This window comes from Saccharothrix texasensis, assembly GCF_003752005.1.
Classification (GTDB): domain Bacteria; phylum Actinomycetota; class Actinomycetes; order Mycobacteriales; family Pseudonocardiaceae; genus Actinosynnema; species Actinosynnema texasense.
Window position 1 is genome coordinate 2902142 of sequence record NZ_RJKM01000001.1, and the last position, 16881, is coordinate 2919022.

The window sequence follows — 16881 nt, forward strand, 5'->3', positions numbered from 1 at the left end:
CGGCATCCCTCTCAGGAGGGACGGCCCTCCCCCGTGCCGGCGAGGCGGGAACAGCTCTCCCGCGTGACGACCGGACCGGGGCCGCGCTCCTAGCCTTCGCGGCGTGGAAGCAACCATCGAAGTGACCGGGCTGCGCAAGCGGTACGGGCCGACCGTGGCGCTGGACGGGATGACGTTCACCGTCGCACCGGGCAAGGTCACCGGCTTCGTCGGCCCCAACGGCGCGGGCAAGTCCACCACCATGCGGGTCGTCCTGGGCCTGGACTCGGTCGACGAGGGCCACGCGCTGGTCGGCGGCCGGCCGTACCGGACCCTGCGGCACCCGTTGCGGCAGGTCGGGTCGCTGCTGGACGCGTCGGCGCTGCAACCGAGCCGCACCGGCCGCAACCACCTGCTGTGGCTGGCCCACTCGCAGGGCCTCGGCGCGCGACGGGTGGACGAGGTCGCCGAACGGGTCGGCCTGACCTCGGCGATCCGGCGCAAGGCGGGCGGCTACTCGCTGGGCATGCGGCAGCGGCTGGGCATCGCGGCGGCGCTGCTCGGCGACCCGCCGGTGCTCGTGCTGGACGAGCCGGTCAACGGCATGGACCCCGAGGGCATCCGGTGGATGCGCGGGTTCCTGCGGTCACTGGCGGCCGAGGGCCGGGCGGTGCTGGTGTCCAGCCACCTGATGAGCGAGTTGCAGGACACCGCCGACCACGTGGTGGTCGTGGGCCGGGGCAGGGTGATCGCGGACGTCGGCGTGGCCGAGCTGATCGAGGCCGCGTCCGGTGAGCGGGTCACGTTGCGCACCAACGCGCGCACGCAGGCGATGACGGTGCTGGCACGGGCGGGCGCGACGGTCGCCGTGACCGGGGCGGACGCGCTGACCGTCGCCGGGCTGTCCGGGGAGCGGGTGGTCGCGGTGCTGGGTGAGGGCGCGGTGCCGTTCTCCGAGGTGTCGGCGCACCGCGCGTCCCTCGAAGAGGCGTACATGGAGCTGACCAGGGACGCGGTCGAGTTCCACGCGGGCGAGGGCGCGCGATGAGCGCGCGGCACGGGTTCGGGCAGGCGCTGCGGGCCGAGTGGACGAAGCTGCGCACCGTGCGCGGCTGGGTGGCCGGCCTGGTCTCGGCCGCGCTGGTGATCGTGCTGATGGGGTTGTTCGCGGCGGCGGCGAGCACCTTCTCGTGCAGCGGCCCGGACGGCGAGCCGTGCGCGGGCGCCAAGCCCACGACGGGCCCGGACGGCGAGCCGGTGATCGACGACTTCTCGTTCGCGCACCAGGCGATGACCGGCGACGGCAGCATCACCGCCCGCGTGACGTCGCTGACCGCCGTGTCCTCTTCGGACGGTCGGGCGCCGGTCGAGGACACGCAGCCGTGGACCAAGGGCGGGATCATCGTCAAGGCGAGCACCACCCCCGGGTCGCCGTACGCCGCGCTGACCCTGACCGGCGGTCACGGCGTGCGGTTGCAGCACAACTTCACCGGCGACGTCGCGGGCACGTCCCGCGCGACGCCGACGTGGCTGCGCCTGACCAGGTCGGGTGACACGGTCACCGGTCACGAGTCGTCCGACGGCGCGACCTGGCGCCTCGTCGGCGCGGTCACCCTGCCCGGGTTGCCGTCGACCGTGCGGGCCGGGCTGTTCGCGACCTCGCCGCACCACGAGGTGATCACCGAGTCGTTCGCCGGCGCCAGTGGCACCAGCTACCCGACGCTGGCGACGGCCTCGTTCGACCGGATCGACCTGGAGGGGTCGTGGCCGGACCGGGAGTGGGTGGGCGACACCGTCGGCGGAGGTCCGGGCGGTCGGGGCGGTCCGGGTGGTCAGGGCGCGGGTCCGGGGGTCGGGTTCGAGGAGACCGCCGACGGCGTCACGGTGAGCGGGTCGGGCAACATCGCGCCGGTCGTGGCCGGGCGGGGCGGGCTGGGCAAGACGGTCGAGGGCCGGCTGGTGGGCGCGTTCGCCGGGCTGATCGCGGTCGTCGTGGTGGCGGCGACGTTCATGACGTCGGAGTACCGGCGCGGAGTGATCCGCACGAGCCTCAGCGCCGACCCGCGGCGAGGCCGGGTGCTGGCGGCGAAGTCGGTGGTGATCGGCGGGGCCACGTTCGTCACCGCGCTGGCCGCCGCCCTGGTGGCGGTGCCGCTGGTCCGGGCGGTGGAAGTGGACAAGGGGTTCTTCCTGTTCCCGGTGCCGACCGCGACCGGGCTGCGGGTGGTCGTCGGCACGGCGGCGCTGCTCGCGGTGGCGGCGGTGCTCAGCCTGGCCGTCGGCACCGTGCTGCGGCGCAGCGCGGGCGCGGTGACGGTGGTGATCGTGGCGATCGTGCTGCCCTACATCCTGGCGATCGCGTCCGTGCTGCCCGCGGGGACGTCGGACTGGCTGCTGCGGGTCACACCGGCCGCCGCGTTCGCCGTCCAGCAGAGCCTGCCCGAGTACCAGCAGGTCACGGCGAGCTACGCACCCGCGGACGGCTACTTCCCGTTGAGCCCGTTGGGTGGTTTCGCGGTGCTGTGCGGGTACACGGCGGTCGCGCTGGGCGTGGCGTGGCACGTGCTGCGGCGGAGGGACGCGTGAAGGCCGCGCTGCACGTGGAGTGGACGAAGCTGCGCACGGTGGCGGGCACGGCGTGGCTGGTGGCGGCCGTGGTGCTGCTGACCTCGGCGCTGGGTGTCGCGGCGTCGGCGGCGTGCGCCGGCACCGGGTGCGGCGACCCGACGAAGACCAGCCTGACCGGGATCGCGTTCGGCCAGGCCGTGGTCGCCGTGCTGGCGGTGCTCGCGGTGAGCGGCGAGTACGGCACGGGGATGATCCGGGTGACGTTCGCCGCGCTGCCGCGCCGGTCCGCCGTGCTGGCGGCCAAGGGCGCCGTGGTCGGCGCGGTGGTGCTGGTGGCGGGCGCGGCGGCGGTGCTCGTGTCGGTGTCGGTGGGGCGGGGTGTCTCGTCGGAGGTCTCGGCGCTGTCGCCGGCGGACGTGCGCGCGGCCGTCGGGTCGGTGCTCTACCTGGTGCTGGTGGGTCTGCTGAGCCTGGGCGTGGCCACCGTCGTGCGTGACGCGGCGGCGGCCATCGGGGTGGTGCTCGGGCTGCTGTACCTGTTCCCGATCGTCGCCGCCGTGGTGTCCGACCCGGACTGGTTCCGGCGGTTGCAGCGGATCAGCCCGATGACGGCGGGCCTGGCGGTGCAGGCCACCACGAACGTCGACCGCCTGCCCATCAGCCCGTGGGCCGGCCTGGGTGTGCTCGGGCTGTGGGCGGCCGGCGCGCTGCTGGCCGGCGGTGTGGCGCTGCGGCTGCGTGACGCCTAGCGCTTGGCCGGCCGGGGCAGCAGGAAGTGCACCGAGAAGGCCGCCGAGGTCGTCAGGACGGCCTGGTAGAGGATCGAGAGCCGCGGGTCGCCGCCGAGCGTGAACACCGCGTCCAGCCCGGTCGTCGCCACACCGGCCAGGGTGAGCAGGCCGGTCACGTGCCAGCCGAAGAACCCGGCCGACCAGGCGACCAGGGGCCAGCGGTTGCGGTCGGGGCGGCGCAGGACCAGGTAGGTCGAGAACGCGGCGGCGGCGTTGAGGACCACGCCGACGACCACGAGTTCGGCCAGGTCGCCGGACAGCAGGGTGGAGAGCGTTTGCGCGACGACGAGCGCGAGCACCGACCAGCAGCCGGCCCGGATTTTGTCCACGGCGCGGATGCTAGGACAACGGCGGGGCGGCGGTCGGGTGCGGGCCGGTGACGACGCGGGTGACGGGCAGCGGTGCGCGGGCAGCGCGGTGGCGCGGGCCGGGAATTCCGCGCGGTGTGGGCGCGGTGGATCTATAGGCTGGCTCGATGCGCGTGTTGTTCACCTTCATCGGCGGGTTGGGGCACTTCCAGCCCCTGGTGCCGTTCGCCTCGGCCGTCGCCGCCGCCGGGCACACCGTGGCCGTCGCCGCCGGTCCGGACCGGTGCGCGGCGGTGCGGGCCGCCGGGTTCACCGCGATCCCGGTCGGTGAGGGTCGGGCCGAGCCGTCGCGGGTCGGTCCGTTGCTCGCGCCCGACCGGCAGCGGGACGACGAGGAGTTGCGGGACGGGTTCGTGCGGCGGGGTGCGGCGCGGCGGGTGCCGCTGTACCTGGAGCTGTTCCAGCGGTGGCGGCCCGATGTGGTCGGGTGCGAGGAAGTGGACTTCGGGAGCGTGCTCGCGGCCGAGAAGCTCGGACTGCCCTACGTGAACGTGCAGGTCATCGCGTCGGGCGCGTTCGTCCGGCCGGCGGTGGTGAGCGAGCCGGTCGCGGAGCTGCGGGCCGGGCTGGGCCTGCCGCCCGACCCGGAGCTGGCGATGCTGCACCGCCACCTGCTGCTGTCGCCGTTCCCGCCGAGCTTCCGCGACCCGGCGTTCCCCCTGCCGGCCACGGCCTTCCCGATCCGCCCACCGGTGGGTCCGGTCGGCCGGTCCGACCCGCCGACCGTGTACTTCACCCTCGGCACGGCGTTCAACTCCGAGTCCGGCGACCTGTTCCCGCGGGTGCTGGCCGGGCTGAGCGACCTGCCGGTGAGCGTGGTCGCCACCGTGGGCAGGCACCTCGACCCGGCCGAGCTCGGCCCGCAACGGCCCGGGGTGCGCGTGGAGCGCTACCTGCCGCAGGAGACGGTGCTGCCGCACTGCGACCTGGTGATCTCGCACGGCGGTTCGGGCAGCGTCGTCGGCGCGTTGGCGCACGGCCTGCCGACCGTGCTGCTGCCGTTGGGCGCCGACCAGCCGCAGAACGCCGAGCAGTGCGCGCGGCTGGGCGTGGGCCGGGAGCTGGACCCCGTCGCCGCCACGCCGCACGACGTGCGGGCCGCGGTCGAGGAGGTGTTGGCGGAGCCGGGTTACCGGCGGGCGGCGCGACGCGTCCGCGCCGAGATGCTCGACCTGCCCGAGCCCGCTCGGGCGGTGCCGCTGCTGGAGCGGTTGGCCGGCTGACTACCTGGGCCGGTCGCGGTTGCCCGTCGGCACGATGAGGCCGCTCTCGTAGGCGACCACGACGGCCTGCGCGCGGCTGGACAGGGCGAGCTTGCCCATCATCCGCTTGACGTGCGTCTTCACCGTCGCCTCGCTGAGCACGAGGCGTTGGGCGATCTGGCCGTTGGTGAGCCCGTTGCCGACCAGGCGGAGCACCTCGGTCTCCCGCGCGGTCAGGGCGGCCAGCTGCGGCGCGCCGACCGCGGTGGCGCGGTGGTGCTGGGCGTAGGTCTCGATCAACCGGTGGGTGATGTGCGGCGCGACCAGGATGTCGCCCGCGGCGATGGTGCGGACGGCGGAGATGATCCGCTCGGGCGGGGTGTCCTTGACCAGGAAGCCGGACGCGCCCTCGCTCAACGCGGTGTAGACGTACTCGGGCAGGTCGAACGTGGTCAGCACGACGACGCGTGGCGGGTCCTCGCGGGCGGGCTGCCGGTCCCGGCCGGTCGAGCGGTCGTCGGCGTCCCGGTCGGCGGCGTCCCGGTCGGCGGCGTCCCGGTCGACGGCGTCCCGGTCGACGGCGTCCCGGTCGACGGCGTCGCGGTCGACGGCGTCGCGGTGGGCGGCCAGGATCTGCCGGGTGGCGTCGATGCCGTCCAGCACCGGCATCCGGATGTCCATCAGGATCACGTCCGGCGAGGTCTGCGCGGCCAGCGCGACGGCCTGCCCGCCGTCGACCGCCTCGCCGACGACCTCGAAGCCCGGCGCGGCGGTGAACAGGGCGACCAGGCCCGCCCGGATGAGCGCCTGGTCGTCGGCGATGAGCACGCGGATCGTCACCGGGCCGCCACCTCACCCATCGGCAGCCGCAGGACCACGCCGAAACCGCCGTCGGCCGTGGGACCCGCGCTGAGCACGCCGCCGTACAGCTCGGCGCGTTCCCGCATCCCCCGGATGCCGTGCGGCTCGTGGTCCGGGCCGGACGCGCCCGCCGCCGCCCGGCCGTTGTCGGTCACCTTCAGCACCAGCGTCTGCTCGCCGTAGTCGACGTCGATGCGCGCCTCGGCCGGCCCCGCGTGCTTCAGCACGTTGGTCAGGGACTCCTGCACCACCCGGTAAGCGCACAGGTCCGGTCCCGGCTGGAGCTCACGCGCCTCACCGGTGACGGTCACCTCCACCGGCAACCCGGCGCCGCGCGCGCGTTCCACCAGCCCGTCCAGCGCCGCCAACCCGGGTTGCGGCCGGTAGTCGTCGTCGTGGTCCACGCGCAGCACGTCGAGCAGGCGGCGCATCTCCGTCAACGCCTCGCGGCTCGTGGCGCCGACCGTGGTGATCGCCTGGCGCGCCGTCGCCAGGTCGCTGTCCAGCACGTACTGCGCCACACCGGCCTGCAACGAGATCACCGACATGTGGTGCGCGACGATGTCGTGCAGCTCGCGCGCGATGCGCACCCGTTCGTCCGCCACCGCCCGCGCCGCCTCCTCCGCCGACCGCTCGGCCCGGCGCGCCCAGCGCCGCGTGCCCTCGCCGAGCATCCACGCGCCCATCACCACCAGCACCGACTGCGCCACCTCGGACCACGAGACCACGGCGGCCCCGAGGAACGCCACGACCATGACCACCGTCGTCACCGAGAACACGACCGCGGCCGTCGACCGGGGCCGCAGCGTGGCCACGGTGAACATGCCGACCAGCACGCCGACCCCGGCGCTGGGCAGGCCGTCGAACGCGAACAGGCTGTAGGCCGCCAGCGCGCCGAGCATGACCGCCATCGTGGCCAGCGGCGCGAGCTGGCGCAGCGCGATCGGCGCGACGGTGAGCGCGGCGAGCACGTAAGCCGCCCGGTCGACCGGGCCGGCCTGGTTCGCCGTGGTCACCACGGTCAACGTGGTCAGCACCACCGCGAGCAGCAGGTCCAGCCGGATCGGCGTGATTTTCGCCAGCACCCGCCCAAGGTAGTGCCGCGCCGCGTCCCCCGTCGCCACCCCGTGGGCGGATCCGCCCCTACCCCCGGAGGGGTAGGTGAAGATGCCGTCGCAGGGCGACGACGCGGGCGCCGCGCGTGCATAACGTCCGGTGACATGAAACGAGTTCTCGCGACAGCGGTGATCGCGGCACTGGCCCTGACCGCGGTGGGCACGGCCAACGCCGAGCACCGGCCCGACACCAGGACCCTCCAGCGGCACGCCGACGCGTTGCTGCGACAGGGCGCGCCCGGTGTGCTGGTCGAAGTGGACACCCCGCGCGGTGACGTGCGGGTGCGCAGCGGTTACGGCGACGTCGACCGGCGCACGCCCGTGCCGTGGCAGGCGAAGTTCCGCATCGGCAGCTACACCAAGACGTTCGTGGCGGCGACCGTGCTGCAACTGGTCGGCGAGGGCCGCATGTCCCTGGACGACACGGTCGAGCGGTGGCTGCCCGGTGTCGTCGCCGGCAACGGCAACGACGGCACGAAGATCACCGTGCGGCACCTGTTGCAGCACACCAGCGGCCTGAACAACTACGTGGGCCAACTGCCGGAGCTGTTCCTGGAGGACCGGTTCGACGAGATCCGGTTCCGGACCCACCGGCCCGAGCAGCTCGTCGCGCTCGCCACGCGGGTGCCGCCGGACTTCCAGCCCGGCGAGCAGTGGAACTACTCCAACACCGGCTACCTCCTGGCCGGGATGATCGTCGAACGGGTCACCGGCAACACCTGGCAGCACGAGGTGCGCACCCGCATCGTGCAGCCGCTCGGCCTGCGGGACACCTCCCTGCCGGGCACGTCCGCGTTCCTGCCCCGGCCGCACGCCACGGCGTACGAGCGGTTCCCCGAGAAGGGCCTGGAAGCCGACCCGAACGACCCGCGGTACGGCCGGGCGCTCGACGTGACGCACTACAACCCGTCCTGGGGCGGCGCGGCCGGCGACATGATCAGCACCACCGAGGACGGCAACAAGTTCCTCAAGGCGCTGATCGGCGGCAAGGTGCTGCGTCCCGCGCAGCTCGCCGAGATGACGAAGACGGTGCGCGCGCCGAAGCTCGACCCGGGGTGGGCGGGCGCCGAGTACGGGCTCGGTCTCATGTGGATCCCGAACTCGTGCGGCGGCCACTGGTCGCACGGCGGCGACATCCCCGGCTTCATGACCCGCAACGGCGTGACGGCGGACGGCGAGCGCAGCGTGATGGTGTCGGTCAACACCGACTCGATGGTGGCCGAGCCCGGTGCGCCCCGGTTGACGAAGGAAGTCACCGTGGACCTGGTCGACCACGCGCTCTGCGGTCTGAAGTAGACCCCCGACCGGCGGTGGGACGTCCGCGTGGCGTCCCACCGCCGCGTCACGTCCGCGACGCGTCCCGGACCAGCAGCGCCGCCTGCACCCGGTTCTGGCAGCCCAGCTTGGCCAGGATGCGGCTCACGTAGGTCTTGATCGTGGCTTCGCTCATGTGCACGCGGCGGCCCACCTCGGCGTTCGACAGCCCTTCCGCGACCAGCGCGGCGATGTCCGACTCGCGCGGCGTGAGCGCGGCGAGCCTGCGTGCCGCGTCCTCGGCGCCCCCGTCCACCGCGACCATCCCGAGCACGTGCCGCGTCACGGCGGGCGACAGGTACGCCTCACCGGCGTGCACGGCCCGCACGGCGCGGATCAGCTCGTCCGGCGCGCAGTTCTTGAGCACGAACCCGTCGACCCCCTGGCGCAGCGCCAACCGCACGTTGGCCTCATCGCCGAACGCGGTCAGCACCACCACGCGCGGCCCGCTCAACGCGGCGGCCGCGGCCAGGCCGCCCATCACCGGCATGGCGAGGTCGAGGAGCGCCACGTCCACGCGGTGCCGGCGGGCGGCGTCCACGGCTTCGCGGCCGTCGGCGGCCACCGCCACCACGTCGAGGTCGCCCGCCGACTCCAGCACCGCCCGGATGCCCGCCGTGATCAGCGGCTCGTCGTCGGCGACCAGCACCTTGATCACGGAGCGGCCTCGACCCGCTCCGGCGCCACGGGCAGCATCGCGACCAGGCGGAACCCGCCCGGCTCGGCGCGCACGCGCAGCAGGCCGCCGGCCGACCGGACCCGTTCGGCCAGGCCCGCCAGCCCCGTTCCCCCGGCGCCGCCGACCTGCTCGTGCGTCGGGTTGGCCACGGCCACCAGCAGCGCGTCGGGCTGCCAGGTCAGCGACACCACCACCGGCTCGCCGGGCGCGTGCCGGGCCGCGTTGGTCAGCCCTTCCTGCACGACCCGGTAGGCGGCGTGGCCCGCGTCGCCGGTCGCGAGCGGCCGGGCGGGGCCCGAGCGCTCGACGGTCACCGCGACGCCCGCGCGGCGGAACTGCGCCACCACGTCGTCGACGCCCTCCAGGCCGGGCGACGCGCGGAGGGTGGCCACGACGGCGTGCAGCTCGTCCACGGCGGTGCGGGCGGCGTGCGCGAGGTTGCGCGCCACCGGGCGCTGGTCGGCCGGCAGCGGGGCCACCTCCAGCGCCGCGGCCTGCACCGAGACCAGGCTGAGCCACCGGCCGAGCGAGTCGTGCATGTCCGCCGCGATGCGCCGCCGTTCCCGCGACCGCTCCCGCTCGGCGTGCCGCCGCCGTTCCCGGCGCAGCCGCTCGGCCTGCCTGGTGAAGTGCACACCCGCGACCAGCGGCATCGCCACCAGCAGCGCGATGCGGGCCAGCGCGGGGTACGGCTCGGTCGCGGGCAGCGGCGTCGGCGCCAGCAGCACGACCGGGTAGGCGACGGCGGCGGTGACGGTCAGGACCAGCTGCCGGCGGGAGGTCACGTGCCGGCCCGCCTGGTAGCTCGTGCACGCCAGCAGGGCCAGCGCGCCGCCGGTGAGCAGCGCCGACGCCAGCGCGATCGGGAACGCCACGAGCGGGCGGCGGGCGGCCAGGAGCATCACCGCGGCGGTCAGCGCGGCCCACGCGGCCAGTCCCGCGGCCGACGTGCCGACCAGCCACCCGAACCCCGTGTCGGCCACCACCACTGCGAGCGGCAGCGCAGTCCTCGCCATGGCCGCCACCCTAGCCATGCGACCGACGGGTCCACTTTGGTGAACACCGCCGGCGACGATCGCGGACAGCCGCGGGAGGCGGGGGCTTCCTAGCGTGGTCGGCGTGATCAAACTCCTGCTACCGCTGCTGCTCGTCGTGCCCGCGCACGTCGACCGGCCACCCGCGCTCGACTGGCAGCCCTGTCCCGGCGACAGCGCGGTCGCCGCCCAGTGCGCCGACCTGGCCGTGCCCCTCACCGCCACCCGCGCCATCACGGTGAAGCTGGGCCGCCTGCCCGCCACCGGCGTCCGCAAGGGCACGGTCCTGGTCAACTTCGGCGGCCCCCAGGGCGACCAGATCGCGATCATGCGGTCCCGACCGCGGATCTTCGACCGGATCCGCGAGTCCATGGACGTCGTCACGTGGGACCCGCGCGGCTACCCCGGCCTGAGCGGTCCGGTGCTGGACTGCGACTGGCGGACGCTGCGCACGCCCCGCTTCCCCGCCGACCAGGCCGGGTTCGACCGGCTCGTCGCCGAGAACCGCGCGCGGGGCGACCGGTGCCGCGACACCGACCCCGAGCTGGTCGACCGGATGGACTCCGGCAGCGACGCCCGTGACGTCGAGGCGATCCGGGTCGCGCTCGGCGAGCCCCGGGTGAACTTCATCGGCACGTCCTACGGCGGCGTGATCGCGCAGTCCTACGCCCGGCGGTTCCCGCACCGGGTGCGCACGGTCTACGTCGACGGCACGGGCAACCACAGCACGCGTGACTGGGACCGCGAGCTCGACGCCATGGCGCGGGACTACGAAGCGGTCGTGCGGCGGTTCCTCGACTGGGCCGGACCGGGCGTCGAGGAGCGCTGGCAGGCCCTGGTCGCCAAGGCCGACGCCGAGCCGGTCCCCGCGCCCTCGGTGGGCACCTCGTACGACGGCACCCAGTTGCAGGCGCTCGCGTTCGCCAAGCTCAGGCCCGGTCCGAGCCGGTGGGACGAGGCCCTGCGGGCCGTCACGGCGGCCGAGGCCGGTGACGCGTCCGGTTTCGCGCCGCCCGGCCGCGACCCGGAACCGGGGCTGCCCGGCGGCGGCGTGAAGGAGTGCCTGGACTTCCCGCGCTCGGACTTCCGGCAGGTCGAGCGCACCGTCGAACGGCTGCGGCGGATCGCGCCGAACATCGGCGCGGCGTTCCCCATGGCCTGGCACCTGCCGCTGACGTGCGCCGGGTGGCCGACGCCGACCACCAACCCGCCCGCGCCGCTGCCGTCGACGCTGCCGCCGTTCCTGGGCGCGGGCACCTGGCAGGACTACGGCCTCACGACCCGGGTCACCGACCAGGTCCGGGGCAGCCGCGCGATCTACCACGACGGTCCGGGCCACAACCTGTTCGCGGGCATGGCGAACCCGTGCGTCATCGAGCACGTGAGCGCCTACGTCACCGACCGGCGCCTGCCGCCCGCGGGCGCCACCTGCCCCTGACCGCCGCCCGCCCGGCGACCGCCGCCGATCCGGCCGCGCCACCGGCCCGGGCTCGGACAGGTCATGATGTAGGCGTGGAGTCCACCCGTGTGGACCGCTGGCTGTGGGCGGTCCGACTGACCAAGACGCGATCCGATGCCGCGGCGGCGTGCAAGGGCGGGCACGTGCGCGTCAACGACCGGCCGGCCAAACCCGCCACGGCGGTGTCACCCGGTGACGAGGTGCGTGCGCGAGTGGGTGACACGACCCGGATCGTGGAGGTCGTCCGGGTGATCCAGAAACGGGTCGGCGCGGCCGACGCGGTCGGCTGCTTCATCGACCGGACCCCGCCGCCACCGCCGCCGACGGAAGCTCCCGCGCAGGTCGCCCGCCGTGAGCGCGGCGCGGGTCGACCGACCAAGCGGGAACGCCGGGTCCTGGACAAGTTCCGCACCGGCCAGTTCTGACGGCGCAGGGGCCCGCCACCCGGTGGCGGGCCCCTGCGCCGGCCGGAGAGCGCGCAGCCGACCTGGACCGTTCAGGTGAATCAGGTGACGTCCGTCTAACGGGCGATCAAGTCGAGGCGATCAAGGAAAGGAAGGCGTTCTCTCGCGTGGGCGGTCCGCACCGCCACGATGGGGAGGTGCGGTGGACCGGAAGCGGCGGGACGAGCGCAACGAACGGGTCGGGCCGGCGCGCTGGCGGCTGCGGGAGGGCGATTCGGCAGTGATCGCCGGCCGGTTCCCGGAGGCCGCCGACCAGTACGCCGTCGCCGTCTACGAGCTGGACGGCCTGGACCGCCGCGACCACGAAGTCGCCGTGCTGCTCGCCCAGGCCCTGGCCGGGCACGGGCGGATGGACGTGGAGCTCGGCAACCCGCACCGCGCGCTGCAGACCTTGACGACCGCCCTGGACCTGGTCGAGCAGGCCGAGCCGAACGGCCTGCTGCACGCGAACGCGCTCGCCTCCCTCGGGTGCGCGCTGCGTGACACGGGAGCGTTGGACGACGCGGTCGTGGCGTTCAACGGCGCGTTGGCCATCCAGCGGGCCGCGGACCGGACCGGCGAGACGGTGATCCGCACGCTCAACGACCTGTCCCGCGCTTTCCGGTCGCTGGGCGAGGGGCGGGACGCGGAGCGCGCCGCCCGGGAGGCCGTCGAGCTGGCCGAGCGGATCGCGCCCGGCGGCCTCGCGGCGGCGGTCAGCCACCACGCCCTGCGGCAGGCGCTGGACGACCTCGGGCGGGCGGACGAGGCCGAGGCGCACCTCGTGCGCGGCATCGACCTGCTGCTGCGGCACGCGCCGGACGCGTCCGTGACCGCCGACGCCGTCGACCGGTGGTGCGAGGTGCTGCTGGCGAGGGAAGGCCCGCACGACGCCCTGCCCGGCATCGACCGGCACCTCGCGGTGATCGAGCCGCGAGCGCCCGGCGCGCCGGTGGTCGGCGTGCTGCGGCTGTGGCGGGGCGTCGGCCTGGCCGCGATCGGCTCCGACGAGGCGGACACCGAGGCGTTGCGCGAGTTCGACACCGCCGAACGCGTCCTGTCCGGCCGGCCGGACCAGGCGGAGCGCGCCAGCCGGGCCAGGACCGGCCGGACGAGGTTGCTGGCGTGGCACCAGCACCCGGAGTCCGCCGAACGACCCACGTTCTAGCGCCGCGCGAACCCGCGGCACTGCGCGGTCACCGCCTCCGCCGAACGGCGAGGGCGAGGAACGTCAGCGAGTCCACCCGGCAGGCGTCGACGTGCGGTCGCCGACAAAATCGCGCGCGACCTGCCCGCGCTCGGGGCATACTCGGCCGCGGACCACGCGCCTCAGGGGGACTCTTGGCGGAGAACGTCACCTTCACCAACGCCGGTGTGGTGCTGGCCGGGTCGCTGACCCTGCCGGAGGGCGGTGCGCCGACGCCGGGCGTGGTCATGGTCGGCGGGTCGGGGCCGTCGGACCGGGACAACGACACGCACTTCCCGCCGATCCGCCGGCACCTGGTCGACGCCGGGATCGCCGTGCTGTCCTACGACAAGCGCGGCGTCGGCGAGTCGTCCGGCGACTGGCTCGACGCGACGATCGACGACCTGGCGTCCGACGCCGCCGCCGCGCTGGACTTCCTGCGGGCGCGGCCGGAGGTGCGCAGCGGGGCGGTCGGGCTGTTCGGGCACAGCGAAGGCGGCTGGGTCGTCCTGCGGGCCGCCGCGCTGCGCGACGACGTGCCGTGGGTCGTCACCAACGGCGGTCCCGGCACGACACCCGCCGTGCAGGACCGCTACGCGCTGGCCAACGCCCTGCGGCGGACCGAGGGGATCACCGACGAGGAGGTCGACGCCGCGCTGGCCGGCTACGACCGCGTGGTCGAGGCCGGTCGGCGCGACGCCGACTTCGCCGAGGCGCTCCGCATCGCCCAGTCGCCGCCGACCGCGTTCAGCGAGCACGCCGCCGAAGTGGACGAGCGCCTCTGGGCGTTCCTCAAGCGCAAGCAGGACCACGACCCCGTGCCGGACGCGGTGCGCCTGCGCTGCCCGCACCTGGCGCTCTTCGGCGCGGCCGACGACGTGGTCCCGGTCGCCGACAGCGTCCACCTGTTCACCGCCGCCGCCTGCCACCCCGACCGCGATCCCCGGGCGAGTGTGGCCGTCGGGGTGTTCCCCGGCGCCGACCACCGCGTCCGGACCGACGGCGGCACCCGCCTGGCGCCCGGCTACCTCGACGCCCTGACCCGGTGGATCACCGACCGGACCGACGACCGGGGCGCCTGAGCCGAGCGAGAGGAGTTCCCCATGGGTTCGTTCGACGTGCCGCTGGAGGACGGGCGCACGCAGCTCGAAGCGTTCGTCGAGGAGCACCGCGCCGCCATCGAGGCCGCTCTCGACGGCCTGTCCGAGGACCAGGTCCGCCGCCGGCTCGTCCCGTCGGCGACGACGTTGCTCGGGCTGCTCAAGCACGTCACGTGGATGCAGCGGGTGTGGTTCGAGGAGTGCGTCGGCGGCACGTCCCGCCGGGAGCTGGGCCTGGTGGGGAACCCGGACGAGTCCTTCCGGCTCGCCGACGACGACACCGTCGCCTCGGTCACGGCGGCCCACCGGGAAGCCTGCGCCACGGCCCGGGCGGCGGTCGCGGGCCTGCCGCTGGACGCCGTCGTGACCGGCCACCGGACCGGTCCGCGCACGCTGCACTGGGTGTACCTGCAAGTGCTGCGGGAGTTGGCCCAGCACTGCGGGCACGCCGACATCCTGCGCGAGCAGGTGCTCGCCGGCTGAGCGCCGGTTCTCAGGCGCCGGGTCCGGACCCGGTGCGCGCCGCCCGCCGGTCGGCCCCGGTCGCCCCGGGGAGCGGGGTGGAGGTACTGGCGGGCCTCGTCCGCGGCGCGGGCGATGCTCCGGGAGACGGAGTCGAGGAAGCGGGCGATGTCCTCCAGGCGGGCGGCGGCCCCGGAGTCCGGGCCGAGCACGCCGACGCCCTGCCGCGCGTTCTCCACGAGGTGCGCGGTGGTGCGGGCGCTGGACATCATCGACTGGTAGAAGACGTCGTTGTCCACGACGTAGCGCTCGCGTCGGCGTTCGTCGCGTTCCCGGCGGACGTGGCTCAGCCCTTCCAGGACCGTGATCGCCTCGGAGACCGACGCCGGGCTGACCTGGAGCCGCTGCGCGAGCTCGGCGGCGGTGAGGCTGTCCGTGTCGGCGCTGGTCAGGCAGACGCCAGGGGGTCCGGCCTTCCGGCGCCGGCGGGCGCGGCGCCCGGTGGCGTGGTGGGCCGGGTCGGCGCGGTAGGTGGCGGGACCGCCGTTGCGCATCACCTCCTGCGTGACGGTCGACGATGGACCACCGCACGAGCGGGTTCACCGAGGCGGGGCTGCGCAGGCTGCGCGACCTGCCGGCGCGGCACGTCGAGTCGAGGAAGATCCCCGGGCTGGTCGCCCCGGTCAGCCGCCGCGTCCGGACGCACGTCGAGGCCATGCGACGATGAGCCACGACGGTGACGCCACGCGCCGTCCACGACTTCTGGGCCGCGGTCTACCAGGCGCTCGACGACTGGCTCAGGACCGCGGCTCGCCCAGCTTCACGGCCACCACCCCGGCGAGGATCGACGCGCCGCCGGCCAGTTGGACCAGGCCCGGCGCCTCGCCGAGCAGCAGCCAGGCGAAGATCAACGCCATCACGACCTCGGTCAGCGCCACGAACGACGACAGGCGCGAGCCGAGCCGCCTGGTCGCCGCGATGCCGGCGACGTACGCGAGGGCCGCCGTCACCACGCCGAGCACGAGCACCGGCAGCCACCACGACACGGCGAACCCGTCGAACGCGACCGGTGCGGCCGACACCGTGAACGGGACGATCCCGACCGCGCCCGCCAGCACGAGCACGACACCGCCCAGCAGCAACCCGCCGGCGGCCAGCACGGTCCCGGGCAGCCCTTCGGCGTCACGCGCGTTGAGCACGAAGTACGCCGCCGCGCCCACCATCGCGCCCAACGCCCACAGCACGCCCACGACGCTGACCCGCGCGCCGGACACGACGTCGAGCACCAGCAGCAGCCCGAGCAGGCCCAGGGCGCCGCCGAGCACCGTCAGCCGGGTGGGCCGCTGACCGTGCCGCAGCCACAGCCAGCCGACCACGGCCACCGGCGCGGTGTACTCGACCAGCAGCGCGACCCCGACCTCCATGTGCGCGACGGCGTTGAAGAACGCCAACTGGCAACCGGCCACCGCGACCAGCCCGTACACCGTGATCAGCGGCGCGGTGCGGCGCAGCAGGACCCACCGGCCGCGCAGCTGCACGACCGCGATCGGCGTCAGCACCAGGGCGGCCAGCAGCACGCGCACCGCGACCGCGGCGGCCGACGACCAGCCCGCGTCCATCAGCCCGCGACCCAGCGGTCCGGACAACCCGAAGGACGACGCGGACAGCAGCGCGAACCCCAGCCCGGCCCGCAGGCCGGTCACCGGCCTGTCATGCGTCATCGTCGTCATGGCTGATGACGCTATGGACCCCGGGAGTAATGTGTCAACATGCTTTTCACCCATGACACGACCGCGTCGCTCGTGGCCGCGGTCGCCTTGGTGAACTCGGCCGAGGAGCCGGACACGCTGACCGACCGGGGCCAGCTCGACGCGTTCTACGCCGAGCACGGCTACACCGGCTCCCGTGCCCACGACGCGACCGAGCTGGAAGCGGTCCGCGCGCTGCGCGCCCCGTTGCGCCGCCTCCTGACCAGCGACCGCGACACGGCCGCGGGGATCGTGAACGACATCCTGGCGCGGCACCACGTCGTGCCGCGGCTCGTGCGGCACGACGGCTTCGACTACCACCTGCACGCCACCGACCCCGCCACGCCGCTGGCCGACCGGATCGCCGTCGAGACGGCCCTGGCGATGGTCGACGTGATCCGGACCGACGAGCTGAGCCGGCTGTCCGTCTGCGCCGACGACACGTGCGACGGGCTCGTGCTCGACCTGTCGCGCAACCGCTCGCGGCGCTACTGCAGCACCGCGTGCGGCAACCGGGTCGCCGTCGCGGCCTACCGGGCGCGCAGGAACTGAAGCCCGCTCGCACTTCGACC

18 protein-coding genes are annotated in these 16881 nt (G+C 74.7%); 12 read left to right on the forward strand and 6 right to left on the reverse strand.

All coding sequences use genetic code 11. From position 1 onward, the window contains the following. The first annotated feature begins 103 nt into the window (after positions 1-103). Genes EDD40_RS11410 through EDD40_RS11420 form a run of 3 tightly spaced genes read left to right on the forward strand, consistent with a single transcriptional unit; the run spans position 104 to position 3296 of the window. Complete coding sequence (locus EDD40_RS11410) at positions 104-1027, forward strand: ATP-binding cassette domain-containing protein (RefSeq protein WP_342777760.1); 924 nt, start codon at positions 104-106, stop codon at positions 1025-1027. Beyond that, complete coding sequence (locus EDD40_RS11415; protein WP_123742877.1) at positions 1024-2565, forward strand: ABC transporter permease subunit; 1542 nt, start codon at positions 1024-1026, stop codon at positions 2563-2565. Before EDD40_RS11410 ends, EDD40_RS11415 begins: the two co-directional genes overlap by 4 nt. Further along, the gene (locus EDD40_RS11420) at positions 2562-3296 is read left to right on the forward strand and encodes an ABC transporter permease subunit (protein ID WP_123742878.1); all 735 of its coding nucleotides are present in this window, start codon (positions 2562-2564) and stop codon (positions 3294-3296) included. The genes EDD40_RS11415 and EDD40_RS11420 overlap by 4 nt, the downstream gene beginning before the upstream one ends. Here EDD40_RS11420 and EDD40_RS11425 read toward each other — a convergent pair. After that, positions 3293-3667: a hypothetical protein gene (locus tag EDD40_RS11425; RefSeq protein ID WP_148088758.1), complete on the reverse strand. Its 375-nt coding sequence runs from the start codon at positions 3665-3667 to the stop codon at positions 3293-3295. The genes EDD40_RS11420 and EDD40_RS11425 overlap by 4 nt on opposite strands. Positions 3668-3813: 146 nt before the next feature. Here EDD40_RS11425 and EDD40_RS11430 point away from each other — a divergent pair, with 146 nt between their 5' ends. Continuing rightward, complete coding sequence (locus tag EDD40_RS11430; protein ID WP_123742880.1) at positions 3814-4929, forward strand: glycosyltransferase; 1116 nt, start codon at positions 3814-3816, stop codon at positions 4927-4929. Here EDD40_RS11430 and EDD40_RS11435 read toward each other — a convergent pair whose 3' ends face one another. Then, positions 4930-5748 (reverse strand): response regulator, encoded by an 819-nt coding sequence (locus tag EDD40_RS11435; RefSeq protein ID WP_211348150.1) that lies wholly within the window; start codon positions 5746-5748, stop codon positions 4930-4932. Then, positions 5745-6854: a sensor histidine kinase gene (locus tag EDD40_RS11440; protein WP_211348151.1), complete on the reverse strand. Its 1110-nt coding sequence runs from the start codon at positions 6852-6854 to the stop codon at positions 5745-5747. Before EDD40_RS11440 ends, EDD40_RS11435 begins: the two co-directional genes overlap by 4 nt. 135 nt (positions 6855-6989) lie before the next feature. Between EDD40_RS11440 and EDD40_RS11445 the strand changes: the two genes are divergently transcribed. Next, the gene (locus EDD40_RS11445) at positions 6990-8180 is read left to right on the forward strand and encodes a serine hydrolase domain-containing protein (RefSeq protein WP_123742881.1); all 1191 of its coding nucleotides are present in this window, start codon (positions 6990-6992) and stop codon (positions 8178-8180) included. A gap of 46 nt (positions 8181-8226) precedes the next feature. On the opposite strand, the gene EDD40_RS11450 is transcribed toward EDD40_RS11445, so the two are convergent. After that, positions 8227-8856, reverse strand: coding sequence for a response regulator (locus EDD40_RS11450; RefSeq protein WP_123742882.1), 630 nt, complete (start codon positions 8854-8856; stop codon positions 8227-8229). After that, the gene (locus EDD40_RS11455) at positions 8853-9893 is read right to left on the reverse strand and encodes a sensor histidine kinase (RefSeq protein WP_148088759.1); all 1041 of its coding nucleotides are present in this window, start codon (positions 9891-9893) and stop codon (positions 8853-8855) included. The genes EDD40_RS11450 and EDD40_RS11455 overlap by 4 nt, the downstream gene beginning before the upstream one ends. Before the next feature lie 103 nt (positions 9894-9996). Between EDD40_RS11455 and EDD40_RS11460 the strand changes: the two genes are divergently transcribed. The 6 genes from EDD40_RS11460 (at position 9997) to EDD40_RS11490 (ending at position 15288) form a co-directional block, all read left to right on the forward strand. Next, positions 9997-11349 carry an alpha/beta fold hydrolase gene (locus tag EDD40_RS11460; protein WP_148088760.1) on the forward strand — a complete coding sequence of 451 codons (1353 nt, stop codon included), beginning with the start codon at positions 9997-9999 and terminating at the stop codon, positions 11347-11349. A gap of 74 nt (positions 11350-11423) precedes the next feature. Beyond that, entirely contained in the window at positions 11424-11795 is a 372-nt protein-coding gene (locus EDD40_RS11465; protein ID WP_123742885.1) for an RNA-binding S4 domain-containing protein, read from the forward strand. A gap of 181 nt (positions 11796-11976) precedes the next feature. Next, on the forward strand, positions 11977-12981 hold the full coding sequence (locus EDD40_RS11470) for a tetratricopeptide repeat protein (protein ID WP_123742886.1): 1005 nt from the start codon (positions 11977-11979) through the stop codon (positions 12979-12981). 173 nt (positions 12982-13154) lie between these two features. Then, on the forward strand, positions 13155-14081 hold the full coding sequence (locus EDD40_RS11475; protein ID WP_123742887.1) for an alpha/beta hydrolase family protein: 927 nt from the start codon (positions 13155-13157) through the stop codon (positions 14079-14081). Between the two features lie 21 nt (positions 14082-14102). Next, entirely contained in the window at positions 14103-14582 is a 480-nt protein-coding gene (locus tag EDD40_RS11480) for a DinB family protein (protein ID WP_123742888.1), read from the forward strand. 556 nt (positions 14583-15138) lie between these two features. Next, positions 15139-15288: a hypothetical protein gene (locus EDD40_RS11490; RefSeq protein WP_211348152.1), complete on the forward strand. Its 150-nt coding sequence runs from the start codon at positions 15139-15141 to the stop codon at positions 15286-15288. Between the two features lie 70 nt (positions 15289-15358). Here the strand turns inward: EDD40_RS11490 and EDD40_RS11495 are convergent, their stop codons facing one another. Then, positions 15359-16282, reverse strand: coding sequence for an EamA family transporter (locus tag EDD40_RS11495; RefSeq protein ID WP_211348153.1), 924 nt, complete (start codon positions 16280-16282; stop codon positions 15359-15361). A gap of 48 nt (positions 16283-16330) precedes the next feature. Here EDD40_RS11495 and EDD40_RS11500 point away from each other — a divergent pair, with 48 nt between their 5' ends. Continuing rightward, positions 16331-16861 (forward strand): CGNR zinc finger domain-containing protein, encoded by a 531-nt coding sequence (locus EDD40_RS11500; protein WP_123742890.1) that lies wholly within the window; start codon positions 16331-16333, stop codon positions 16859-16861. Positions 16862-16881: the final 20 nt, after the last annotated feature.